General features: G+C 59.8%; 19 protein-coding genes. 12 read left to right on the top strand and 7 right to left on the bottom strand.

Going from position 1 to position 24,670, the window contains the following annotated elements; all coding sequences use genetic code 11:
• Positions 1–44: 44 nt before the first annotated feature.
• The 7 genes from lepA to acpS all read left to right on the top strand — a co-directional run bounded on the left by lepA (position 45) and on the right by acpS (position 6,398).
• Positions 45–1,862 carry a translation elongation factor 4 gene (gene lepA, locus BQ9846_RS12905; protein ID WP_075881357.1) on the top strand — a complete coding sequence of 606 codons (1,818 nt, stop codon included), beginning with the start codon at positions 45–47 and terminating at the stop codon, positions 1,860–1,862.
• Between the two features lie 15 nt (positions 1,863–1,877).
• A complete protein-coding gene (gene lepB / locus BQ9846_RS12900) occupies positions 1,878–2,681 on the top strand; it encodes a signal peptidase I (RefSeq protein ID WP_075881356.1) in 804 nt (267 codons plus the stop codon).
• Between the two features lie 98 nt (positions 2,682–2,779).
• Positions 2,780–3,481 (top strand): ribonuclease III, encoded by a 702-nt coding sequence (rnc, locus tag BQ9846_RS12895; RefSeq protein ID WP_075881355.1) that lies wholly within the window; start codon positions 2,780–2,782, stop codon positions 3,479–3,481.
• Positions 3,478–4,377, top strand: a complete 900-nt coding sequence (era, locus tag BQ9846_RS12890) for a GTPase Era (RefSeq protein WP_075881354.1) — start codon at positions 3,478–3,480, stop codon at positions 4,375–4,377. Before rnc ends, era begins: the two co-directional genes overlap by 4 nt.
• A gap of 42 nt (positions 4,378–4,419) precedes the next feature.
• Positions 4,420–5,151 carry a DNA repair protein RecO gene (gene recO, locus BQ9846_RS12885; RefSeq protein ID WP_075881353.1) on the top strand — a complete coding sequence of 244 codons (732 nt, stop codon included), beginning with the start codon at positions 4,420–4,422 and terminating at the stop codon, positions 5,149–5,151.
• Positions 5,152–5,190: 39 nt separating this feature from the next.
• A complete protein-coding gene (gene pdxJ / locus BQ9846_RS12880) occupies positions 5,191–6,021 on the top strand; it encodes a pyridoxine 5'-phosphate synthase (RefSeq protein WP_075881352.1) in 831 nt (276 codons plus the stop codon).
• On the top strand, positions 6,018–6,398 hold the full coding sequence (acpS, locus tag BQ9846_RS12875; RefSeq protein ID WP_075881351.1) for a holo-ACP synthase: 381 nt from the start codon (positions 6,018–6,020) through the stop codon (positions 6,396–6,398). Before pdxJ ends, acpS begins: the two co-directional genes overlap by 4 nt.
• A gap of 26 nt (positions 6,399–6,424) precedes the next feature.
• Here acpS and BQ9846_RS12870 read toward each other — a convergent pair whose 3' ends face one another.
• The gene (locus BQ9846_RS12870; protein WP_075881350.1) at positions 6,425–9,127 is read right to left on the bottom strand and encodes an ATP-binding protein; all 2,703 of its coding nucleotides are present in this window, start codon (positions 9,125–9,127) and stop codon (positions 6,425–6,427) included.
• Positions 9,128–9,219: 92 nt separating this feature from the next.
• Between BQ9846_RS12870 and cysM the strand changes: the two genes are divergently transcribed.
• From cysM to ppc, 5 genes are all read left to right on the top strand, one after another.
• Positions 9,220–10,134 carry a cysteine synthase CysM gene (gene cysM, locus BQ9846_RS12865; protein WP_075881756.1) on the top strand — a complete coding sequence of 305 codons (915 nt, stop codon included), beginning with the start codon at positions 9,220–9,222 and terminating at the stop codon, positions 10,132–10,134.
• A complete protein-coding gene (gene rlmD, locus BQ9846_RS12860) occupies positions 10,135–11,586 on the top strand; it encodes a 23S rRNA (uracil(1939)-C(5))-methyltransferase RlmD (RefSeq protein ID WP_075881349.1) in 1,452 nt (483 codons plus the stop codon).
• An 84-nt stretch (positions 11,587–11,670) separates the two neighbouring features.
• Positions 11,671–13,947 carry a GTP diphosphokinase gene (gene relA, locus BQ9846_RS12855; protein ID WP_075881348.1) on the top strand — a complete coding sequence of 759 codons (2,277 nt, stop codon included), beginning with the start codon at positions 11,671–11,673 and terminating at the stop codon, positions 13,945–13,947.
• A complete protein-coding gene (gene mazG / locus BQ9846_RS12850) occupies positions 13,947–14,780 on the top strand; it encodes a nucleoside triphosphate pyrophosphohydrolase (protein WP_075881347.1) in 834 nt (277 codons plus the stop codon). Before relA ends, mazG begins: the two co-directional genes overlap by 1 nt.
• A 40-nt stretch (positions 14,781–14,820) precedes the next feature.
• The gene (gene ppc, locus BQ9846_RS12845; RefSeq protein ID WP_075881346.1) at positions 14,821–17,469 is read left to right on the top strand and encodes a phosphoenolpyruvate carboxylase; all 2,649 of its coding nucleotides are present in this window, start codon (positions 14,821–14,823) and stop codon (positions 17,467–17,469) included.
• A 24-nt stretch (positions 17,470–17,493) separates the two neighbouring features.
• Here ppc and BQ9846_RS12840 read toward each other — a convergent pair whose 3' ends face one another.
• The 6 genes from BQ9846_RS12840 to BQ9846_RS12815 form a co-directional block, all read right to left on the bottom strand.
• The gene (locus tag BQ9846_RS12840; RefSeq protein WP_083651575.1) at positions 17,494–18,111 is read right to left on the bottom strand and encodes a hypothetical protein; all 618 of its coding nucleotides are present in this window, start codon (positions 18,109–18,111) and stop codon (positions 17,494–17,496) included.
• Between the two features lie 52 nt (positions 18,112–18,163).
• On the bottom strand, positions 18,164–18,973 hold the full coding sequence (locus BQ9846_RS12835) for a class I SAM-dependent methyltransferase (RefSeq protein WP_075881344.1): 810 nt from the start codon (positions 18,971–18,973) through the stop codon (positions 18,164–18,166).
• Positions 18,973–20,673 (bottom strand): AMP-binding protein, encoded by a 1,701-nt coding sequence (locus BQ9846_RS12830; RefSeq protein WP_075881343.1) that lies wholly within the window; start codon positions 20,671–20,673, stop codon positions 18,973–18,975. Before BQ9846_RS12830 ends, BQ9846_RS12835 begins: the two co-directional genes overlap by 1 nt.
• 190 nt (positions 20,674–20,863) lie before the next feature.
• Complete coding sequence (locus BQ9846_RS12825) at positions 20,864–21,772, bottom strand: hydroxymethylglutaryl-CoA lyase (RefSeq protein WP_075881342.1); 909 nt, start codon at positions 21,770–21,772, stop codon at positions 20,864–20,866.
• 23 nt (positions 21,773–21,795) lie between these two features.
• Complete coding sequence (locus BQ9846_RS12820; RefSeq protein WP_075881341.1) at positions 21,796–23,847, bottom strand: acetyl/propionyl/methylcrotonyl-CoA carboxylase subunit alpha; 2,052 nt, start codon at positions 23,845–23,847, stop codon at positions 21,796–21,798.
• Positions 23,844–24,665: an enoyl-CoA hydratase/isomerase family protein gene (locus BQ9846_RS12815; protein ID WP_075881340.1), complete on the bottom strand. Its 822-nt coding sequence runs from the start codon at positions 24,663–24,665 to the stop codon at positions 23,844–23,846. Before BQ9846_RS12815 ends, BQ9846_RS12820 begins: the two co-directional genes overlap by 4 nt.
• Positions 24,666–24,670 lie beyond the last annotated feature (5 nt).

Below are 24,670 nucleotides of genomic sequence, written 5' to 3'. Positions count from 1 at the left end.
TTGCTAGCGCCTGCGCATGACTTTCATAAGGCAGAATACACCCAATGTCCCACGACGATTCCAGCGAAAAACTCAAGCATATACGCAACTTCTCCATCATCGCGCATATTGACCATGGTAAATCCACGCTATCGGATCGGTTGATTCAAACGTGCGGTGGGCTTACCGAGCGTGAGCTTAAAGAGCAGGTGCTCGACTCGATGGACATTGAGCGCGAACGCGGGATTACCATTAAAGCGCAGTCGGTGACGCTGGATTATACCGCCCCTGACGGGCAGGTGTATCAGCTCAACTTCATCGACACGCCGGGGCATGTGGATTTTTCCTATGAAGTGTCGCGCTCACTGTATGCGTGTGAAGGGGCACTTCTGGTCGTGGATGCCGCACAAGGGGTAGAAGCCCAGTCGGTGGCCAACTGCTATACCGCCGTGGAGCAGGGGCTTGAGGTGCTGCCCGTGCTTAACAAGATTGATCTTCCGCAGGCGGACCCCGATCGCGTGGCCCAGGAAGTGGAAGAGATTATCGGCATTGACGCCACCGATGCCTGCCAGGTGTCAGCCAAGAGCGGTATTGGCATTGACGCGCTATTGGAGCGGTTAGTTCGTGATATCCCACCGCCTAAGGGCAATCCCGATGCGCCGCTACAAGCGCTGATTATCGACTCCTGGTTCGATAACTATTTGGGCGTGGTATCGCTGATTCGCCTGTTTGACGGCACACTGCGCAAGGGCGACAAAGTACGGATTAAATCCACGGGCCGTGACTGGGGCGCCACCGAAGTGGGAATTTTTACGCCGCTGCGTAAAGAAACCAATATTCTGCGCGCCGGTGAAGTAGGCTTTTTGGTCGCCGGCATCAAGGACATTCACGGTGCGCCCGTGGGCGATACCATCACCCACACCAAAACACCGGACGTCGCGCGTCTGCCGGGTTTCCAGAAAGTGAAACCGCAGGTCTACGCTGGCATGTTCCCGGTAAGCGCGGATGACTACGAAGACTTTCGCGACGCATTGGAGAAGCTAGCGCTTAACGATGCATCGCTTGAGTACGAGCCGGAAAACTCCGATGCCCTGGGCTTTGGTTTCCGCGTGGGCTTTTTAGGCACCCTGCACATGGAGATCATTCAGGAGCGCTTGGAGCGCGAGTATGACCTCGATCTGCTGACCACGGCGCCTACGGTGGTGTATGAGTTGGCGATGAAAAATGGCGACGTGCGCTATGTCTCCAACCCCTCAAAGCTGCCGGATTTGGCCGATGTCGAGGAGATGCGCGAACCCATCGTGCGCGCCAGTATCCTGGTGCCCCAAGAGTTTGTGGGTAACGTCATCGCCGAGTGCGAGCAGCGCCGTGGAACCCAGCTCGACATGCAGTTTTTGGGTAACCAAATTCAGCTCACCTATGAGCTGCCGATGTCCGAAGTGGTCATGGACTTCTTCGATCGGCTGAAGTCGATTTCCAAAGGCTACGCTTCGCTTGAGTACAATTTCGAGCGTTTTGAAGCGGCCAAACTGGTGCGGCTGGATGTCTTAATCAACGGCGATAAAGTTGACGCGCTGGCGGTGATTATTCACCGTGATCACGCCCACTCACGCGGACGGGTGTTGGTGGAAAAAATGAAAGAGCTGATTCCGCGTCAGATGTTTGACGTGGCGATTCAGGCGGCGATTGGTGGGCAAGTCGTGGCGCGTTCCACGGTTAAAGCGCTGCGTAAAAACGTCACGGCTAAGTGCTACGGCGGTGATATCACGCGTAAAAAGAAACTGCTTGAAAAGCAAAAAGCCGGTAAAAAACGCATGAAGCAGGTGGGGCGTGTCGAAATTCCCCAGGATGCTTTCCTTGCCGTGCTCAAGGTCAACGACTAGGGACGATACCCCACCATGGATTTTTCACTACTTCTGGTCCTCGCCGTGGCGCTATCCGGCGTCATCTATCTGCTGGACGTGCTGTTCTGGCGCCAGCGCCGCCGCGAACGTGCCGAAAAGGCAGAGGCCGCCACTACCCAAGGGCTTGATCCGCAAAGTCGCGCGAAGCTGCTTAAAGAGCCATGGCCGGTGGACTATGCGCGCTCTTTTTTCCCGGTACTGCTGGTCGTATTGGTGGTGCGCAGCTTTGTTGTTGAGCCTTTTCAAATCCCCTCCGGCTCCATGCGTCCGACGCTTGAAGTGGGTGATTTTATCCTGGTGAATAAATTTGCCTATGGTTTACGCTTGCCGGTGACGCATACCGAGATACTCGATGTCGCGGAACCCGAGCGGGGCGATGTGATGGTGTTTCGCTTTCCTGAAGAGCCCGCGATTAACTTCATCAAGCGCGTTGTCGGCCTACCAGGGGATCTTATTCGTTACGAAGGCAAGCAGCTTTATGTCAACGGCGAAATGGTGCCCAAGACACTGCTAGAAGAAGGCCCCGAGGCGTCTCCCCAACAGCTCTTGCTGGAGGAAAGCATGGGGGAGGCAGAGTACCAAATTTATAACAATCCGCGTGATCCAGGGCCACAGCTGCGTTCCGTCGTGGTGCCAGAAGGTCACTACTTCACGATGGGAGACAACCGGGACCACTCCAACGACAGCCGCTACTGGGGGTTTGTACCAGAAGAGAATATCGTTGGCCGTGCGTTCGCGGTGTGGATGCACTGGGATGGCGGTTTGCCCAGTTTCACCAGCATACGGCGCATTGAGTAACCGGTGATAGTCACTACTCTGTTAATGAATCAGCGCCTAACTGAGAGGCGAACACTGGTTGTCACTCCCATGGTAACCGTCAACGACGTAGGAGCACCGTGAGTAATCCCTTGAACACTTTTTGCCGACGTATTGGCCATGAGTTTAACGATATCTCGCTGTTAGAGCTGGCGATGACGCATCGCAGTTACGGCGGTCGTAACAATGAACGCCTGGAATTTCTGGGTGACTCCATCGTCAACTTTGTGATTGCCGAAGCGCTGTTTGAACGCTTTCCCCAAGCCCGTGAAGGGCAGCTATCACGCCTGAGAGCCCGCTTGGTGAAGGGGCAAACGCTTGCCGAGCTGGCCCGCGAGATGGCGTTTGGAGAGTGCTTGCGATTAGGGTCTGGCGAAATGAAAAGCGGCGGCCATCGGCGCGAATCCATTCTCGCCGATGCCGTGGAAGCGGTGATTGGCGCCATCTACCTGGACGCAGGAATGGACGCCGTGCGTGAGCGCGTGATGACTTGGTACGCTCAGCGGCTGGCGAATATCTCGCTGCAAGACACGCAAAAAGACCCCAAAACGCGGCTGCAAGAGTTCCTGCAGTCACGCCAAGCGGCACTGCCTCGCTATGAAGTGGTGACGGTGAAAGGTGAGGCCCACGCGCAAACCTTTACTGTTGAATGCCACATCGAATTGCTTGATGAGCACACCACGGGCAAAGGGCCAAGCCGGCGGCACGCGGAGCAGCAAGCGGCCGCCGAAGCCCTCAATCACTTAGAACCCTCATCTGACGAAAGTGGAGAAACCCAATGAGCCAAACGTGCGGATTCGTGGCCATCGTTGGGCGCCCCAACGTGGGCAAATCAACCCTGATGAACCGTATTTTGGGGCAAAAAGTCTCGATCACCTCACGGCGGCCGCAAACCACGCGCCACCAGGTGATGGGCATTAAAACCGACGGCGATGCGCAGTATATCTACGTCGATACCCCTGGCATGCACATCATGTCAAAGGATCGCAATAAAGCGATCAACCACTTTATGAATCAAGCGGCCACCCAGGCGTTGCGCGATGTGGATTGCGTGGTCTTCATCATCGACCGCACCCGCTGGAGCGATGAGGATCAGGCGGTATTAAAGCGCCTTGAGCACGTTAAAGCGCCGGTGATTTTGGCGGTCAACAAAGTCGATCGTTTGCAGGACAAAGCGACGCTTTTACCCTGGCTGTCTGAAGTCGGCGCGCGCCGGGATTTTGCCGCCATTGTGCCGATTTCAGCCAAGCACGGCACACAAGTGGATACCCTTGAGGAAGAAGTGTCGAAATACTTGCCTGAGAGCATGCACTTCTTCCCCGAGGACCAGATAACCGACAAAAGCCTGCGTTTTATGGCGGCGGAACTGGTGCGGGAGAAAATCATGCGCCAGCTCGGCGACGAGCTTCCGTATCAGGTGACCGTTGAGATCGAAGAGTTTCGTGAAACCGAGCGCGTGACCCATATCAGCGCGCTGATTCTGGTCGAGCGCCAAGGACAGAAAGTCATCTTGATTGGCGATAACGGTGAGCGCATCAAGAGCATTGGTCGGGAAGCGCGGCTGGATATCGAGCGCGTGCTGGGAGCCAAGGTGATGTTGAACCTGTGGGTTAAGGTAAAACGAGGGTGGTCGGACGACGAGCGCGCCCTGAAAAGCTTGGGCTACGATCTCGATTAAGACGCGTACCTCATTTCGGCGACGTTTCTCACGGAGGGCGCTATGACCCCCGAACCGGCGTTTTTGCTCCATCGGCGTCCCTACCGCGAAACGAGCGCGCTTATTGACCTTTTAACGCTCCATCATGGCCGTGTGCGCGCGGTGGCGCATGGCGTACAAAGGCCGGGGTCTAAGTCGCGCCAGCGTCTTCAGCCGTTTACGCCGCTGTTTGTCACCTGGCGCGGTGAGCGCGAACTCAAGCGGCTGATGTTGATGGAGTCGCGGGGGCAAACGGCGCTGCTCGTGGGTGAGGGGTTGCTGTGCGGTTTGTACGCCAATGAAATCGCCACCCGACTGCTGCCGATTGAGATGCCGGCGGAAGAGGTCTTTGCGTTCTACACCGCGCTGATGGAAGCACTGCCGCTCCCCGCCGAGCGGGCGCTCGCGCTGCGCCGCTATGAGTGGGCGCTGCTTGAAGCGCTGGATGCCACCCCGCGCTTTGCCACGCCTGACGGGGGTGCGCTCGACCCTCACGGTCGCTACCAATTTGACGCGCTAAGCCGCGCGTTTATTCCCGCTGAGCGCGGTTTGGAAGGCCGCACGCTGCGCTATATTGAGCAGGGAGATTGGCGCGAGGCCGGTTTGGCTAAGGCGTTAAAAGCGCTAATGCGGGCGTCGTTGGCGCCGCTTTTGGGGTCGCAAGAGCTACGCTCGCGACGGCTCATGCTAGATTTGGCTCAGCGGCGCCAGGTTTCCGCCCATGCTGTCACCGCCGACTCTTTTCCCCCTTCCTAGCTCCTCTTGGGGCCGCGATATTTCTTTTTTGGAGGCGTTATGCACCCCCCGCGTATTCTGTTAGGCGTTAATATCGACCACATTGCGACGCTGCGCCAAGCGCGCGGCACGCGCTATCCCGACCCTGTTCAGGCGGCGTTACTGGCCGAAGAGGCCGGCGCCGATGGCATCACCGTGCACCTGCGCGAAGATCGCCGTCATATCCAGCCGCGCGACGTGCGCCTGCTGGCTGAGGTGCTCAATACGCGCATGAACCTGGAAATGGCCGTTACCGAGGAGATGCTGGCCCTGGCCGAGGAAGTTCGCCCAGCGCATGTCTGTTTAGTACCGGAAAAACGCGAAGAGCTGACCACCGAAGGGGGGCTGGATGTGGTGGGTGGCTTCGATGCCATTGCCAAGGCCTGCCAGCGGCTGGCGGCGGTTGGCTGTGACGTGTCACTCTTTATTGACCCCGATGAGGCGCAAATAGAGGCGGCGGTGCGTGCCGGGGCTCCCACGATTGAGCTGCACACCGGTGAGTTTGCCGAGGCGCGGCCGGGGAGCGAGGCGGCTAACGAAGCGTATCACCGCTTGACCCAGGCCGCGCATCAAGCCAACGAAGCCGGTCTGGTGGTTAATGCCGGCCACGGCCTGCATTATCACAACGCCGAGGCGATTGCCGCCATCCCTGGGATCAATGAGCTGAACATTGGCCATGCGATCATCGCCCGGGCGCTGTTTGTCGGGTTGAAAGAGGCGGTGGCCGAGATGAAGCGTTTGATGGTGGCGGGACAAGAGGCAGGACTGATGGCCGCGCTGGATGCCCACGACCATGAGCACGATCACGATGAGGGCAGCGAGCATCACGGCGGCTGCTGCGGACACGCATGATTGTCGGTATTGGCTCCGATATCGCCCGCGTGGCGCGCTTTGAAGCGGCAATGGCACGCCATGGGGCACGCTTTGCAGCGCGGATATTAGGCCCCGAGGAGCAGCGCCGCTTGGCCGGCCATTCGCAGCCGGCGGCCTTTCTTGCCAAGCGCTTTGCCGCCAAGGAGGCCTTTGTGAAAGCCCTGGGGCTTGGGCTCACGCAAGGCATGCAGTGGCGTGAGATTGAAATCCTCAACGATACGCGGGGAAAACCTTATCTTCAGCTACATGGTGCAGCCGCTGCGTGTGCTACCGCCGCGGGAGTAGGCAGTAGCCATGTAAGCCTTAGCGATGAGGCCGAATACGCCGTGGCGTTTGTGGTCCTGGAGCGTCTTTAAAGGTTGCCCACTCAAAGGTGGCAGGATCAGCTATGTGCCGTTAAGCGCGAACGCTCACCGCGTAAGCGCTGCATCGATACGTACAAATCCGCTATTAGCGGGTAGGCTTGCGCCAGTCCCCGCGTGCGCAAACGTGTTTCCAAGGTTTCAACCAAGAGTGCAAGCTCGGGCGCGCCGCAGTAGCGGCTGGCGCCGTTAAGGTGATGAACCGCGTCCAGCAGCGCTGTTTCATCCTCTTGCTGTACCGCTTGGCGAATCTTCGCTTCGCTTGCGTCGAGGCTGTCGATCAAGGCGATCAGCAGGTCGCGCGCGCGGTCGCGGCTGCCCCCGGCAAGCCGCTCCCCTAGAGTTAAATCGACGATGGCCAGCGTTTCTGGTTCGCGTATGGGCTGAGGAGAGAGGGCCTGCGGCGCGGTGGGGATGTGGAGGGGTACGCCCAAAAAACGCTGCATCAGCTGATTAAGCTGCGCTTCATCGATGGGTTTGATAATCACGTCATCGAGTCCTTCGTTGAGCCACTGCTGGCGCTCGTGGTTAAGGGCATGGGCGGTGACGGCCACCACCGGGCAAGATACCCAAGGCCCGCCCAATCGGCGTAGTGCCTGAGTGGTTTGCACCCCATCCAGCCCCGGCATGCGGATGTCCATCAGCACCATATCAAAGGGCTTAGGGGCGCTTTTGGCTAGGGCTAACGCCTGCTGCCCATTTTCGGCCGTGGTGACCGCCATCGCATCGCGTTCCAGCAGCGCCTTGAGCAGTTCACGGTTGGAGGTATTGTCATCGACCACCAGCATGTGCAGTGGGGACGCGGAAGGGGGGATTTCAACAGGCGTTGGAAGCGCGGCTTGGGGCGCTGAGGCAAGCTGGCGTTTCAGCGCACTGGCGAATGACGCGCGGCTGACAGGTTTGGCAAGCAGCTCGCCGCCGCGGGGGAAGGCAAGCTTCACGGCATCGATATTGGCCATGTTGGCCAGTACCAGCACCCGGCAAGGCGCGGCATCGATGATCGATTGCAGCGTATTCACATCAGGCTCGCAAAGCGCTTGCTCGGTGGCGCCGATAATCAGTAGCTTGCTGGCTTCCAGCGCGCTCAAAGGGCGCGGCTGTCCTCTCCACCGCTCAATGAGATGAGAGAGTACAAACCGGGTTGGCGCGTGGGGCTCGTGCAGGCAGAGGGTAGCGCCAGACAGGTTAAGCTCCACCGGGCGCTCTTGCGACCCGGGCGCTAGCAGTGGCAGGGTGAGCGCGAAGATGGAGCCTTTGCCGGGTTCGCTTTCGACGCTGATTTCGCCCCCCATGTGCTCAATGAGCTGACGGCAAATCGTCAGCCCCAGCCCACTGCCACCAAACTCCCGTGAGTGGCTGGGCTCGGCCTGGGTAAATGCCCTGAAGAGCTGCTTTTGTTGCGCCGGGGTTAAGCCAATGCCGGTGTCGCTGACGCTGATGCGCAGCATCGCCTGTGCGCGCTCGGATGCGGCGTCGTTGTCGTTATCCAGCATCACCCGCACGATCACGTCGCCTTCATGGGTGAACTTAATGGCGTTACTGAGCAGATTGCTCAGCACTTGCTGTAAACGCAGAGGGTCCCCCCGCAGCGGCGTGGGAATGTCGTCGTAGACCATCGCCACCAACTGTAACTGCTTGCGCTGTGCTTCCGGGGCGTGCAGGCCGACGACCTCGTCAATCAGTGTGACCATATCAACATCGGCCTCTTCGAGCGTCAGGCGGTTGGCTTCTAGCTTGGAGAAGTCCAGCACATCATTAACCAGCATCAATAGGTTGTCGCAAGCGCGGTGAACATGCTGTAGCCACTCCTGCTGGCGCTGATTGAGTTTGGAGCGACCGAGCAAGCGGCAAAAACCAATGATACCGTTGAGCGGTGTGCGTATTTCATGGCTCATGTTGGCCAAAAATTCAGATTTGACCGCGTTGGCGCGTAGGGCATTGCGGTGGGCGATATCGAGCTCGATATTTTGCTCTTCGATGGTCTCCATCGACTCTTGCAATTCGCTCGTGGCATGCTCAATCTGAGTCTGCATATCCCGCTGTGCCCGTTGCATTGTCTGGGCCAGGGTATGGATGTTGTCGGCTAACTGCTGATGCTCATGGGCCGAAACGGGGGGGAGCTGAATGCGGTAGTCGCCTCGGGATAAACGGTACAAGGCGAGGTTCGCGTCCTCGAGGGGGCGGGTGGCGAAGCGGCTAATGGCAAAGGCCAATAAAAACAGCGTAAGACCCAGCAGCATTCCCCCGAGGCTTAATATGGCAATCCAGCGGTAGCGTCCGAGCGTGAGTGTACGGGTATTGGCTTCCGCCTCCATCCAGCCCAAGGGCGCTGTAGAGCCTTCGGCGTTTAGCGGCTGCTTAAGGCGCCAAATCGCGGCGTCGGTATTCAACTCAAACGTCTCTGGCGGCTCTGTGGTGGGCCCTGGTGGTGATGCATGGCCTAGAGAGAGCAATCGCTCTGCGCTGGTATTGTAAAGCGTCACCGTGCGGAGGTTATTTTGTTCCAGTAGGCGTTGGCTGAGTGCTATCAGTGTTTCAGCGTTGTCGTTTCCCAGGGCTTGGCCGAGGCTTGGAGCGATGAGCGCGCTGCTCTCCTGCAGGCGCTCTTTAAGCGCTTGACGTGAGGCGTGGTCGCTCTCCACCACCAAAAGCGTGGCCATTGCCGCATAGACAAACAGCGGAATGCCCATCAAGGCAAAGAGAAGTCGAGTATTTAAAGACATGAAAAAACGCCCGGTGATTCAAAGAGGTTGCCTGTAAAGCCAAGGCTTGCGCCGATATAATGCCGCATAACGGTAATGAGAAGGAACGCATGATGAACGATTCCAAGCGCTACCCCACGCTCGAAGATGTGGTGGGTAATACACCACTGGTACGCTTAAAGCGTATCACGGCGGGGCGCAACAACACGCTGCTGGCCAAATTAGAAGGCAATAATCCCGCTGGGTCGGTGAAGGATCGTCCGGCGCTCTCGATGCTGACACAAGCCGAAGCACGCGGCGATATTGTCCCGGGCGATACCCTGATAGAAGCCACCTCGGGGAATACCGGCATCGCACTTGCCATGGCGGCAGCGATCAAAGGCTACCGTATGGTACTGGTAATGCCGGAAAACGCCTCGGCGGAGCGCAAGCAGGCCATGGCGGCCTATGGCGCCAAGCTAATTTCGGCCAGCAAAGCGGGTGGCATGGAGGAGGCGCGCGATATCGCCAATGCGATGATCGCGCGCGGGGAAGGCAAACCGCTTGATCAGTTCGCCAACCCGGATAATCCGCTCGCGCACTACCGCACCACCGGCCCGGAAGTCTGGCAGCAAACGGGCGGTCAGGTAACCCACTTTGTCAGCTCCATGGGCACGACGGGTACCATCATGGGCGTGTCGCGCTACCTTAAAGAGCAAAACCCCAATGTTCAGATTGTCGGTTTGCAGCCCGCAGATGGCGCCAGCATTCCGGGCATTCGCCGCTGGCCCGAAGCCTACCTTCCGGCCATTTTTGAGTCGCCAAGGGTCGATGTCACCCTGGATATCCATCAGGAGGAGGCCGAAGAGCACATGCGTCGGCTGGCGCGTGAAGAGGGCATATTAGCCGGTGTTTCCTCCGGAGGGAGCCTCGCTGGCGCTCTGCGTATCGCTGAGCAGTGCGAGAACGCCACCATTGTATTTATCGTCTGCGACCGCGGCGATCGCTACCTCTCCACCGGCCTTTTCGCTCCCGAGGTGGAGAGTTAGATGGCCATGCTGGGTAAGCGGCGCCCGCCACGTCCCGCCTCCAATAAGTCGGGTTTGGCGCGCCAGGAGAGTGCTCGGCAAGCACCAACATCCCACGGCGACAGCGCGCAGGTGCTCACCATTGAGCGTCTCGCCCACGATGGTCGCGGGGTAGGGCACTTACCCTCGGGCAAAGCGGTGTTTGTCGATCAGGCGTTACCGGGTGAGCGCGTCGGCATCGCCACTCACCGTACGCGCAAGCGCTTTGACGAGGCGCACGTGCGTGAGCTTCACTTAAGAGCAGACGAGCGCGTTACGCCCCCGTGCCCTTACTTTGGTCACTGCGGCGGGTGCGATCTTCAGCACTTAAGCGTACCGGCGCAGCGCGCGCACAAGCGCGAAGTGGTTCGGGAGTTGCTGGCGCGCCAAGGCCTTGTGTGGCAAGGCGATATCGACACGCTAAAAAGCGATAGCGATGCGTACCGCCGGCGCGCACGTTTGGGGGTGAATGTCGATCGAGACGGTCGTGTGCTAATGGGGTTTCGCGCTCAGCGCAGCCACCGCTTGGTGGATATCGCGAGCTGCCACGTGTTGGTACCCGAGCTGCAGTCGCTCATTGCCCCTCTACGCGACGTGCTGGGATCACTTAAGTCCCCTCGCGATGTGGGGCATATTGAGTTACTCGCGACACCCGAGGCTCGCGTGGTGGTGGTAAGGCAGCTCAAGGCGCAACCGCAAGACGCCGAGCGCTGGCAGGCGTTTGCTCGGTCGCAAGGCGTTGCGTTGGGCATGCGCGCCGGGCGCGATAGCGATGAGGCGCAAGAAGAGGCAAAAGGCCAGCAGCAGGGTCCCGAAGTGCACTGGTTTGGTGCGCCTCCGGCGTTGAACGACACGCTTACGCTGCCTCGTGGGGACACCTTGACGCTGGCATTCTCACCGGGCGACTTTATTCAGGTCAACGCCGAAGTGAACCAGCAGATGGTGGGGTGGGTGATGCAATGGCTTACTCCGCAACCGGGACAAACCCTGCTCGACCTCTTTGCCGGGATTGGCAATTTCAGCCTGCCGATGGCCGCGTCGGGTGCCAAGGTGCATGCGGTTGAGGGTAATCCCGCGATGGTGGCCCGCCTAGCCGCCAATGCGCATCGCCATCAGCTGGCGGTAAGCGGGCAACAGGCCGATTTAAACGCGCGAGAGAGCGTGGAGACATTGCTACACGATACAGCGGCGGACGCGGTGATTCTTGATCCGCCGCGCAGCGGCGCCGAGAGTGTCTGCCGGGCGTTAGCCAAGCCCGCCCCAGAAGCGCCGCGCCCAAGGGTTGCCTACGTTTCTTGTGATCCGGCGACGCTTGCCCGCGATGCGGCACACCTTGTGCATGGAGGCTACCGCATTGCCCGTGTCGCCGTGGCGGATATGTTTGTGCATACCGCGCACATGGAAACGCTAATGCTTTTAGAGCCGCCGGTGTAAGTCGTTCAGCTGCCCGCAACCCCCGTGCAAGGATTTTTAGGGTACGCCGTGCGAGTGGCGTACCGAGGAAGGTGAGTAACCATTATGGTCAAAGTGCGCGAAGACCAGCCGCTCACCCCGAGCGGCAGGGTCGACATACCGCAGTGGCTTGCGCGTCTGCAGGAGGATGTGCGCTTACGCGACCCTGACCGCTTGGCGCAGGCCTGCGAACTGGCGCAGGCGCTTGAGTGGGAAGCCGAGCGTGGCCATCGCGCCTGGCTTGCGCCAGGCTCTAGCTTTCGCATGGGGCTTGAGATGGCCGATATTCTTGGCGAACTCAAGCTCGATCAACCCGCGTTGGAGGCAGCGGTACTCTACCGCGCCGTGCGCGAGGGGCGTTTGAGCCTAGACGCCGTGAGCAAGCGCTTTGGCGCCGAGGTCGCCGGGCTCATCGACGGTGTGCTCCAGATGGCCGCGATAAGCCACCCGCATACGCCCAATCACGGCATGAGCCAGCATAACCAGCAGGAAAACCTGCGCAAAATGCTGGTGAACATGGTCGATGACGTGCGCGTGGCGCTGATTAAGATCGCCGAACGCACCTGCGCGCTGCGTCAGGTCAAGGACGCGCCGCTAGAAAAGTGCTTGCAAGTCGCGCGGGAAGTGGCCGATATCTATGCGCCGTTGGCGCACCGCTTAGGGATTGGGCAAATCAAGTGGGAGCTTGAGGATCTGGCCTTTCGCTACCTGCATGAAGACGATTACAAAACCATCGCCAAGCAGTTGGCGGAAAAGCGACTCGACCGCGACCGCTATATCCACGATGTGGTGGAAACCCTCAAGCAGCTGATGGAGGCGCAGCACATCCACCGCTACGACGTCAGCGGCCGTGCCAAGCACATCTACTCCATCTGGCGCAAAATGAAGCGCAAGCGGATCGACTTTTCCCAGGTCCACGACATCCGAGCCGTGCGCGTGCTGGTGCCGGAAGTCACCGACTGCTACACCGTGCTGGGGATCGTGCATTCGCGCTGGCATCATGTGCCTAGCGAGTTCGATGATTACATCGCCAACCCTAAGCGCAACGGCTACCAGTCGCTGCACACGGCGGTGATCGGACCCGAAAACAAGGTGCTGGAAATCCAGATCCGAACCTTTGCCATGCACGATGAAGCCGAGCTTGGGGTATGCGCCCACTGGCGCTATAAGGGCCACGATACCAACGCCAAAAGCCGCAGTTACGAAGAAAAAATCGCTTGGTTGCGTCAGGTATTGGAGTGGCAGGACGAGGTGGGCGACTTTGGCGATCTGCGCGAGGGGCTCTCAAGCGATGTAGCGCCCGATCGTATCTATGTGTTCACCCCGGACGGGCATGTGATCGACTTGCCACGGATCGCCACGCCGATCGATTTTGCTTACCGGGTACACACCGAGATCGGCCACCGCTGTCGCGGCGCCAAGGTCAACGGGCGCATTGTGCCGCTGACCTACAAGCTCAAAACCGGGCAGCAGGTCGAGATTCTCACCGCCAGTAAAGGCGGGCCGAGCCGCGACTGGCTTAACCCAAGCCTAGGGTATGTGCGCACCTCCCGCGCGCGGGCCAAGATCCAAGCTTGGTTTAAACACCAGGCGCGGGATCAAAATATCGACGAAGGGCGGGCGCTGTTTGAGCGCGAGATGAAACGCCTGGATGTCGAAGGGCTTGACCTTAAGCGCTTAGCGGCGGCGGTCAACTACATTAGCGCCGAGGATATGTACGCTGCGCTTGGCGCGGGGGATCTGCGCATCGGGCAGGTGCTGAACCAAGCCCAGCACCTGTTTGGTGAAACCGACGATCAAGAGCAGCTCGACCGCTTGCTGGCCAAGCCCAAGCGCCAGTCAAGCAAAGCCAACAAAAGCGATATTACCGTACTGGGCGTGGGCAACTTGAAGACCAGCATGGCGAACTGTTGCCGCCCGGTGCCGGGTGAGCCGATTGTGGGCTTCATCACGCAAGGGCGCGGGGTCACGGTACACCGCGAAGACTGCCCCAATATTTTGCAATTGCGCGTCGATGAGCCGCAGCGCATCATTGAAGTCGAGTGGGGCGAGCAGTCGCATACGCGCTATCCGGTGACCATTGAGATTCAAGCCTGGGACCGCTCTGGGCTCTTGCGCGATGTCACAGGGCTTCTGGGCAATGAAAAGGTCAACGTGCTCGCCGTCAACACGCTCACCGATACCGACGAAGGCACCGCTCGCCTGCGTATCACGCTGGAAGTCGATGGGCTGGAGGCGCTTGGGCGGCTGTTTTCCCGTATTCAGCAGCTACCCAACGTCACCGAAGTGCGGCGGCTGCGCAACGCCGACCCGGACAAAAGTACCCGCAAAGGAGGCGCCTGATGCATTACCAGTTAGAGGATCTGCTGACACTGATGCGGGTGCTGCGCGACGTTGATCAAGGCTGTCCGTGGGATATCAAGCAGGATTGGAACAGTATCGTGCCGCATACCCTGGAAGAGGCCTATGAGGTCGCCGATGCGATCGAACGACGTGCCTTTGATGAACTCCCCGGTGAACTGGGGGATTTACTCTTTCAGGTGGTCTACTACGCGCAGTTCGGCGCCGAGGAGCGGCGTTTTGACTTTGGCGATATCGTCGATACGTTGGTCAAAAAAATGCTGCGCCGCCACCCGCATGTCTTCCCTGATGGCACGCTAGCGTCGCGGCGCCCGCCCGGCGTTAATGCGGATGACGTTCAGTCCACAGACGTGAAACGCCGTTGGGAAGCACTGAAGGCCGACGAGCGCGCTGAGCGTAGCGCGCACTCCTCTTCGGTGCTAGATGACGTACCGCGAACGCTGCCGGCGCTTTCACGTGCGGCTAAGCTTTCCAAACGCGCCGCGCGGGTCGGGTTTGAGTGGCCCGATGCGCACGGGGTGCTGGCCAAAATTCGCGAAGAGATCGATGAAGTCGAAGCCGCGCTTAACGCCGGCGAGAACCAACACGCGCGGGAAGAGGTGGGCGATTTGCTGTTTGCCGTGACCAATCTGGCGCACACGCTCAAGGCCGACCCCGAGCAGTGCCTGCGCGCCACCAACAGCAAGTTCGAGCGTCGCTTTCACCATGTCGAACGGGCCTTGGCAGTCCAGGGCCGTCCCTTGGCTGAGGCCTCTCTCGATGAGATGGAAGCCTACTGGCAAGCAGCCAAAGCCCAAGAACCCAAAGGCGCTTGATGTTTAACATGCTATGCGACCCCAGCAAGGAGGCCATGCCATGAGTCACGATTTACACGAATCGCTGCGCGACAATGTGCGCATTCTCGGTGATAGCCTAGGCCGCACCATTGCCGATGATTTAGGCCAATCCTTCGTCGATAAAATCGAAGCGATACGGGCTCACGCCAAGCAGGGACGCCAAGGAGATTCGCTGCGCCAGCGAGAGCTTATTGAGTATTTGCGCCAACTCCCCGAGCACGACCTGCTGCCGGTTACCCGCGCGTTCAATCAGTTTCTGAACCTTGCCAATATCGCGGAGCAGCACTATCGCGCGCGTTTTCGCCGCGTGGAGGATTACAAACCCGGCACCCAGCCGGCGCTGGGCGAGCTGTTATCCCGCGCCAAGCAGGCGGGGCATTCACCGCGCAAATTGGTGGAAACGCTGGCCAACATGCGCGTTGAGCTCGTGCTGACCGCGCACCCCACCGAGGTGATCCGCCGCACGCTGATTCAAAAGTACGATGCCATCGATGACTGCTTAACCGCGATCGAGAGTTCGGGGGAGTATCCCGAGCGTGGCATTCGCGCCCAGGGCCGCTTGGAAGAGCTGATCAGCCAAGCGTGGCATACCGATGAAATCCGCCATGAGCGCCCCACACCGGTGGACGAAGCCAAGTGGGGCTTTGCCGTGATCGAAAACTCGCTGTGGCAAGCGGTACCCGATTTCCATCGCGACCTGGATAACCTGCTGCTGGATACCGCGGGCGAACGCCTGCCGCTGGATGCCGCGCCGCTTCGCTTTGCCTCTTGGATGGGCGGCGATCGTGACGGCAACCCCAACGTGACCGCCAAGGTGACCCGCGAGGTACTGCTGTTGGGTCGCTGGATGGCGGCCGATCTCTACCTGCGGGATCTGGAGCAGCTCAAAACCGAGCTCTCGATGTGGAAAGCGAATAGCGCACTCAGAGCCGAAGTAGGCGACGTCACCGAGCCCTACCGTGAGCTATTAAAGCGCTTACTGGTGCGGGTGGAAAATACCCGCGACTGGGCCAAGGCGCGCCTTGATGGCCGCAGCTTTGAGGGCGGCCCCATTATTGAAACCCGTGACCAGCTCTACGCGCCGCTTCTGGCCTGCTATCGCTCGCTGTGCGATGTGGGGCTCGACACCATTGCCAACGGTGCCTTGCTCGATACCTTGCGCCGCGTCGCGGTGTTCGGCGTGACGCTCGCCAAGCTCGACTTGCGCCAAGAGGCAAGCCGCCACGCGCAGGTGATGGAGGAGTTGACCGAGGCGTTGGGGCTTGGGCACTACCAACAGTGGGATGAATCTCAGCGCCAGCGCTTTTTGCTCGCGGAGCTTGAGTCGCAGCGCCCGCTTATCCCGCGCCGCTGGGGCTGCTCCGCCGAGTCCCGCGAGGTACTGGATACCTTCAAGGTTATCGCCCAAGAGCACTGCGAAGCCCTCGGCACCTATATTATCTCCATGGCGGCGGAGCCTTCGGATGTACTTACCGTGGCGCTGCTGATGAAAGAGGTCGGCGGCCAAGTCGGGCTGCCCATCGCGCCGCTTTTTGAAACCCTCAACGACCTGGATCATGCCGGTGAGGTGATCGACCAGCTATTGGCGCTGCCGGGCTACCGGACATTGATCCACGACCGCCAAGAAGTGATGATCGGTTACTCCGATTCGGCCAAAGACGCCGGACAGCTCGCCGCCGCCTGGGCGCAGTATCGCGCGCAGGAAGCGCTGGTCAACGTATGCGACCAGCACGGCGTGGATCTCACCCTCTTCCACGGTCGCGGCGGTACGGTCGGACGCGGTGGCGGCCCCGCCCACGCGGCGATTCTTTCCCAGCCGCCGGGCTCGGTGAACGGTAGCCTACGGGTCACCGAGCAAGGCGAGATGATTCGCTTTAAGTTCGGCCAACCCGATATCGCGCTGCGCTCGATGGAAATTTATGCCTGCGCGGTGCTCGAAGCGACGCTTTTGCCACCGCCGGCGCCGGAGCCGCACTGGCGTGAAGAGATGGACCAGCTCGCCGAGATCGCCCACGCCGCCTACGTTAAAGTGGTGCGCGAGGACCCTGATTTTGTGCCCTATTTCCGCGCGGTCACGCCAGAAGGCGCGCTGGGAAGGTTGCCGCTGGGGTCGCGCCCGACCAAACGCCGTCAAGACGGGGGAGTGGAAACCCTGAGGGCGATCCCGTGGATTTTCGCCTGGACGCAGATCCGCCTGATGCTGCCGGCGTGGCTGGGGAGCGGCGAAGCGTTCGCGCGGCGCTTAGAGCAGCCCGGTGGGCGTGAAGTGCTGCAGGAGATGCGCAACCAGTGGCCATTTTTTGGCACCTACCTAGATATGCTTGAGATGCTGTTGGCTAAAGCGGACGTGGGCATCGCGGCCTACTACGAGCACCGCTTGGTTGATGAGCCGGCACTTAAGGCACTGGGAAAGAAACTGCGCGAGCGTTTTGAAAGCTTGGAGGAAGCGGTATTGGAAGTGCTACAGCAGGAGGCGCTGTTGGAGAACACACCGTTAATTCGCCAAGCGATTGATGTGCGCAACCCCTATATCGACCCGCTTCACGGCCTTCAGGCGGAGCTTTTGCAGCGTAATCGTGATGCCGATGGAGCGATTAGTGCCGATCTTTCCCGCGCGCTTATGGTGACCATGGCGGGGATTGCGGCCGGACTGCGTAATACGGGGTAATGCCAATAATGTCGCGCTTAGCGCTTAAAACGGCAAGTGCACGGAGGCACTTAGCTGGTTTAAGTGGCTAAGCGTTGGCGCGTCAATGCGTTCGTACTCTAATCGGCTGACGAGACGATTGACCCGGACGCTGGCCCCCACTCCCTGTAACCTCGCTGTGCCGCCCGCATCCATCCCTTGTGGCACGCTGTCGCTTTCTCCACGCCATTCGGTTAGCCCCGATTTGGCATAAACGCTGAAGGTGCCCATACGCAAGCCGGCGACTAAGGCGCCGCCAAGGCTCATGGTATCCATCAGTAGCGATTCGACGCCCGCGGAGATGGGCACCTCATCGCTTTCGCGATACGCAATCTCAGCACCGACATCGAGTTGGGGTAGGTACCAGGGGGAAAAACCGGCGGTAACGCGAAAGCCAGACGAGTAAGTGTCTAAACCGCTGAGATCGCTACCTTCGAGGATCACGCCGTTGTCGAGCTTAAGCAGTTCGCTGTCGGGGGCCGTGTACGCTAGAGGCGACGCCGTGGTGTCGACCTCGAATTCATCATCATTGGCTTGGCTAACGCTTAACGGTAACAGGCAACAGAGCAGGGTGGTGGCGATGCGGTTCACGTTGACACTCCAAGTGCGTTCCGGGTGACGCACGGCGACAATCCAATAAATCGGAAATGCTTTATTTGATTACCAGAGCATCAGCCTAGCAACTCGCTTCGATTTCGACCACCTTAATTGCTTCATCTGCCAAGTTAGTCACTAGGTTTTTCCCCATGGTAATAAAACGCTCGCCAAATACCAGCTGCGGGGAGAGCCGCGCCTGGCGTGTGCTTTGCGTCTCTTTTTCGCGCTGGCGCTGGCGCCAGGCAAGCGCGTCTTGGCTCCAATCTTGGAAGTGAAGTAGGGAAAATCCCGCCTCGCTCAGTTGGGTTTTGAGGGTATCAGCGCTCACAAGGTGTGAGTGGGCGCTATCCTCGGCCCATGGCACCGGATAGGTCATCGCATCGCTGTTGGGGCCGCTGACGACTTCGTGCATCACCAAACGACCGCCGGGGCGCAGCACCCGTCGGCACTCCTTAAGCACCATCGGGCCGTCGGGCATATTCAGAAAGCTGTGCTGAAACAGCACGGCATCCAGGCTAGCATCGGCAAACGGTAGATGGGTGGCATCACCCGTGACGCACTGAGCCCGGTTTTCAAGCTTGGAGAGCGCAGATAGGCCCTGGTTTAAGCGGTTAAACCCGTGGGTAATATCCAACCCCACTAACTCAAACCCTACCTCTGCTGCTTGGCGCATTAGCCCACCCACGCCGGCGCCAATATCCAGCACGCGCGGGTGGGTTTGGGCATCGAGCAAATCGATTAGCCGGGCGGAAGCTTTGATGCCGCCAATATGCAGCTGATCAAGCGGGGCTAGTTCAAAAAACGATGGACCCGCAGGGAAGTGCTCGGCCACTTGGCCGAGCACGTCTTCAACGCTTAAATGCTGTTGGTAGTGATGCGAAAGCGTCATCACTTCTCCAAGCCAAGCTCTTCGATGGAGATTTCACGCATTTTGAACTTCTGGATCTTGCCGGTCACCGTCATCGGGAACTCGTCGACAAACTTGAAGTAGCGCGGAATCTTGAAGTGGGTGATTTTGCCCTTGCAGAATTCGCGCAGGTCTTCGTCGGTCACGCTCTGCTTGCCGTTCAACTTGACCCAGGCAATCAACTCCTCGCCATATTTCTTGTCCGGCACGCCAGTCACTTGGACTTCCGACACCGCGGGGTGGGTGTAAAGAAACTCCTCGATCTCTTTGGGATAGACGTTCTCACCGCCGCGAATCACCATGTCCTTGATGCGGCCAACGATCTGAAGGTAGCCCTCTTCATCCATGGTGGCCAAGTCGCCGGTATGCATCCAGCCCGCTTCATCGATGGCTTCATCGGTGGCTTTTTCATTGTTCCAGTACTTCAGCATCACGCTATAGCCACGGGTGCAGAGCTCGCCGATTTCACCACGCGGAAGAATGCCGCCGCTGCCGGGATCGACAATTTTGGTCTCAAGGTGCGGCTGAGTGCGGCCCACGGTCGAGACGCGCTTTTCAATGCTGTCGTCGGCGCCAGTCTGGGTGGAAACCGGGCTGGTCTCGGTCATGCCGTAGGCGATCTGCACGCCCTTCATGTTCATCTTTTCGATGACCTGCTTCATGACTTCAGCCGGGCAGATAGAACCCGCCATGATGCCGGTACGCAGGGTAGAGAGATCGAAACTTTCAAACTCCGGGTGATCCAGCTCGGCGATGAACATGGTAGGCACGCCGTAAAGGGCGGTCGCGCGCTGAGCGTGAACGGCCTTGAGTACCGCTTCCGGGTCAAAGCCCTCACCGGGGTAGATCATCGCCGCGCCGTGGGTCATGCAGCCCAGGTTGCCCATGACCATGCCGAAGCAGTGGTAGAGGGGCACCGGAATCACCAGGCGATCGTCGCTGGTAAAGCCCATGCTTTCGGCGACGAAAAAGCCGTTGTTGAGAATGTTGTGGTGCGAGAGGGTCGCACCTTTGGGAAAGCCCGTGGTGCCTGAGGTGTACTGAATATTGATAGGATCGTCGAATTGCAGCGTGGCCTGTAGGTCATCGACGTCGGTTTGGCTCACCTGATTGGCGTGATCCAGCAGGTCTTGCCAGCGCCACATACCGTCAAACTTCTCGGTGCTTAGATTGATCACCCCCTCAAGCTCGGGCAGCTTTTGGGCTTTGAGCTTGCCTTCGGCGCTCGCCTTAAGCTCAGGGGCGAGTTCAACGATCATGCCGCGATAGTCAGAGGATTTGAAGCTGTCGGCGGTGATCAAAAAGCGCGCGCCGGACTGGTTCAACGCATACTCCAGCTCGTGGGTACGGTAGGCTGGGTTAATGTTGACCAGAATCGCGCCAATCTTGGCGGTGGCAAACTGGGTCAGCGTCCACTCGCTGCAGTTGGGCGCCCAGATGCCCACACGATCACCCTTTTGCACGCCGAGCGCCAAAAGCCCACGCGCGACACGATTGACTTCCTCCTGCAGCTGTCGGTAGGTCCAGTGGATATCCTGGTGCAGGACAATCAGCGCGTCGTTATCGGGATATTGGGCGACAATCTGGTCGAACTTATCGCCGATGGTCATACCCAGCAGCGGCTTGTCCGCGGTGCTGCTGGTATAGCTGGGTAGCGTAGGCGCTTGTGGTTGTGAAGCCATGAGTGTCTCTCCAACGTCTTGTTGTGTTCGTTAATAGTGTCTTAAGAAACGGTTTTAAAAAACAGGCTCCTAGAAACAAAGTCTTTGAAACAGGTTCTTAGAAACAGGTTCTTAGAAACAGAGTCTTAAAAGCGTATAGAAAGAAGCGTTGTCCGCGGTGTCCTGTTGTCTTTTTTCTTGGTTAAAGGCATTACGACGTCGAGCATCCTCTGGCCAGCGCCACTTTAGAGCTCGGCGTACGGCCCAGTTCGGCGGTGATCCAATAGCCGGTGTCGATCACGGCTTGCAGGTCGATGCCGGTCTCAATGCCTAACCCTTTGAGCAGATAAAGCACGTCCTCGGTGGCCACGTTGCCTGAGGCGCCCTTGGCGTAAGGGCAGCCGCCAAGGCCGGCGGTCGAGGCGTCGATCACGCTCACACCCTCTTCCAGCACGGCGTAGAGGTTGGCCAGCGCTTGACCGTAGGTGTCGTGAAAGTGGGCCGCCAGGCATGCCATGGGCACTTCACGACTCACGGCGTCTATCATGCGCTTGGCGGCCAGCGGCGTCCCTACGCCGATAGTATCGCCCAGGGAAATTTCGTAGCAGCCCATGTCGTACAGCGCTTTGGCCACCTCTGCGACCTTGGCCGGGGCAATGTCGCCTTCGTAGGGGCAGCCGAGTACGCAGGAGACGTAGCCGCGTACCCGCACGCCGGCCTCACGGGCACGCTCCAGCACCGGTTCAAAACGGGCAAGCGACTCACTCACCGAGCAGTTGATGTTTTTCTGTGAAAACGCCTCCGAGGCGGCGCCGAACACCGCCACTTCATCGGCTTTGGCCGCCAGGGCGTTTTCCAGCCCTTTCAGGTTGGGCGTAAGCGCAGAGTAGACCACGCCGGGACGTCGGTTGATACCGGTCATTACCTCGGTGGCATCGCCCATCTGCGGTACCCACTTGGGCGAGACAAAGCTCGCCGCTTCAATGTGGGACATGCCGGCTTTCGCTAGGCGCTCAACCAGCTCGATTTTGGTCGCGGTGGGCACCGGGGCGCCGGGCTCGTTCTGCAGCCCGTCACGCGGCGCCATCTCGAAAAGGCGTACGGAAGAAGGAAGGGTCATCGATGCTCTCCTTGATAGTGGCCTTATGCGTCCGCGGCGAAGTCCAAAAGCACATCGCCCTGGCCGACGGTATCACCGGCGTTAAAGTGGAAGCATTCGACATAGCCATCCGCCGGGGCGGTCATGGTGTGCTCCATTTTCATCGCTTCCATCACCATCAGCGGCATGCCTTTTTCGACGCGCTGCTCAGGCTCAACCAGAAGGGTCACCACGGTGCCGTGCATGGGCGCGGTCAGGGTAGACTCGGCTTCGTGGTGGCCGTGATCGATGGCATCAATGCGGCGCCAGAAGAGGCGCGTTTCGCCCGCCGGATCCGAGAGCACCACCACATGGCCATCGCGGCGCGCCTGCAGGCGACGGCGGTGGCCGTTTAGCGTGACGGCAACCGCGTCGCCATCGAGCTGCTGAAGCCGGGCAGTCAGGGTCGCGCCATCCACGCTGCCCCCGGTGAGCGTCAAGTTCCACGGGTCCGCGTCACTCTCTCGGGTGCCTTCGACGACCACCACGGCATCGCTGTCGTCAGCCTGAACAGAGGCCGGGTCGCAAAGGGCAATGCGAATGGTGTGCGGGGCGTTCAAGCGAAAGCCGTCGTGGCGATCCCAAGGCGAGTCGCTTTCGCACTCGCGGGCGAGTTGGCCAAGACCAATCAGCGCCGCGCTGGCGTACTCTTCCAGGCGATACGCTTTGGGCGCAAACAGCGTCGCTTCATTGCGCTCGATAAAGCGGGTATCGAGCTCAAGGTTCTTGAAGCCGGGGTGAGTGGCCAGGCGCTGTAGGAATGCGCGGTTGGTGACCACGCCCTGCACATCGAGTGCGGCCAGCGCCCGGTTGAGGGTCGCCAGAGCCGCATCGCGGTCGGCGCCGTGAACAATCAGCTTGGCGAGCATCGGGTCGTAGTGCATGGAGACCACATCGCCGCTTTCGACCCCACTGTCCAGCCGGACCTGATCGGGCGCCAAACCGGCACCGGCCAAATCCAGCGCGAAGCGCTCAAGCCGACCGGTGGCAGGCAGAAAGTCCTGCTCGGGATCTTCGGCGTAGAGGCGCGCCTCGAAGCTATGGCCAGTGATGGTGAGTTCATCTTGGTTCAGCGGCAGGCGCTCGCCCATGGCCACGCGCAGTTGCCACTCGACCAGGTCTTGCCCGGTAATCATCTCGGTGACCGGGTGCTCGACCTGCAAACGGGTGTTCATCTCCATGAAGTAGAACGAGCCGTCAGCGTCGAGCAGAAATTCGACCGTACCCGCGCCAACGTAATGGATCTCTTGAGCGGCGCGAACGGCCGCTTCGCCCATCTCGCGGCGTAGCTCGGGTGTCATGCCGGGTGCGGGCGCTTCTTCGAGGACTTTTTGATGGCGGCGCTGCACAGAGCAGTCGCGCTCGAAGAGGTAAACACCATTGCCGTGGGTATCACAGAATACCTGGACTTCGACGTGGCGCGGCTGAACGAGGTATTTCTCGATCAGCATGCGGTCATCGCCAAAGGCGGCTTTTGACTCGCGGCGGCAGCCATCGAGCGCGGCTTGGAAGCCGTCACCCGACTCAACCACGCGCATGCCTTTGCCGCCACCGCCGGCGCTGGCTTTGAGCATCACCGGGTAGCCGATTTTGTCGGCTTCCGCGCGCAACAGAGCATCGTCTTGGTCGTCGCCGTGGTAGCCTGGCACCAGCGGGACACCGGCGTTATGCATGCGCGCCTTGGCGGAGGATTTGTCGCCCATGGCGGCGATTGCCGAGGCGGGCGGGCCGACAAAGGTAATGCCGGCCTGATCGAGGGCGTTAACAAAGGCACCGTTTTCGGAGAGAAAACCGTAGCCGGGGTGAATGGCGCCGCTGCCGGTGCGCTTGGCCGCTTCAATCACGGCATCGACGTTAAGGTAGCTCTCGCGCGCCGAGGCAGGGCCTAGGCGCACCGCTTCGTCGGCTTCACGCACATGGCGGGCCGTAGCGTCGGCATCCGAATAGACCGCGACGGTTTTCAGCCCCAGACGGCGGGCGGTGCGCATCACGCGGCAGGCGATTTCGCCACGGTTGGCGATCAGCAGGGTATCGAACTTGTTCACTTGAGTGGTCATGAACGGGGCTCCGTGGCGTTATTGTGATGTTCAACCCAGGCCGGGCGGCGTTTGTCGAAGAAGCTGGCAAGACCCTCCTGACCCTCATCGCTTACCCGCAGGCGCGCAATGACTTGGCAGGTGTGCTCACGGGTCGCCTCGGAATCCGGTTCCTTTGCCACGCTCGCTAGCAAGGCCTTGGTCGCGCGCTGGGCTTGTGGGGAGCCGGCGAGCAGCGTTGTCAGCATGGCGTCGACGGCAGCGTCGAACTCCTCCGCGGCGACGACTTGGTGCGCAAGGCCGAGGTTGAGCGCGGTCGTGGCATCCATGACCTCGGCGGTCAACGCGTAGCGGCGCATTTGGCGCTCGCCGAGGGCGCGCTGAACGTAAGGGCTGATAACGGCGGGTGAAAGGCCGATTTTGACCTCCGAGAGGCAGAACTTGGCCTTTTCGGAGGCGATTACCACATCGCAACACGCCGCCAGGCCCACCGCGCCACCAAAGGCCGCGCCCTGAACGCGGCAGACGCTAGGGCAGGGCAGGCTATCAAGCCCATGCATGAGCTTTGCGAGCTTGCGCGAATCGGCGAGGTTATCGTCGAGGTCGTAATCGACCATGCGCTTCATCCAGTTAAGGTCCGCCCCGGCCGAGAAGCTCTTGCCCTCCGAACCCAGTACCACCGCGCGCACTTCACCTTGCTGTGCCAGGGTATGCAGCTCATCAAGGTGGGCGTTCAGTTCGGCAATCAAGTGATCGTCGAAGGCGTTGTGGACATCCGGGCGGTTGAGCGTCAGCCAGGCAACGCCGTTGGCATCGATGCCAAGAGATGAGAAAGCCATGGTTT

Source organism: Vreelandella massiliensis, from assembly GCF_900155385.1.
Classification (GTDB): Bacteria; Pseudomonadota; Gammaproteobacteria; order Pseudomonadales; family Halomonadaceae; genus Vreelandella; species Vreelandella massiliensis.
This window is presented reverse-complemented; position numbering and strand designations above follow the sequence as displayed.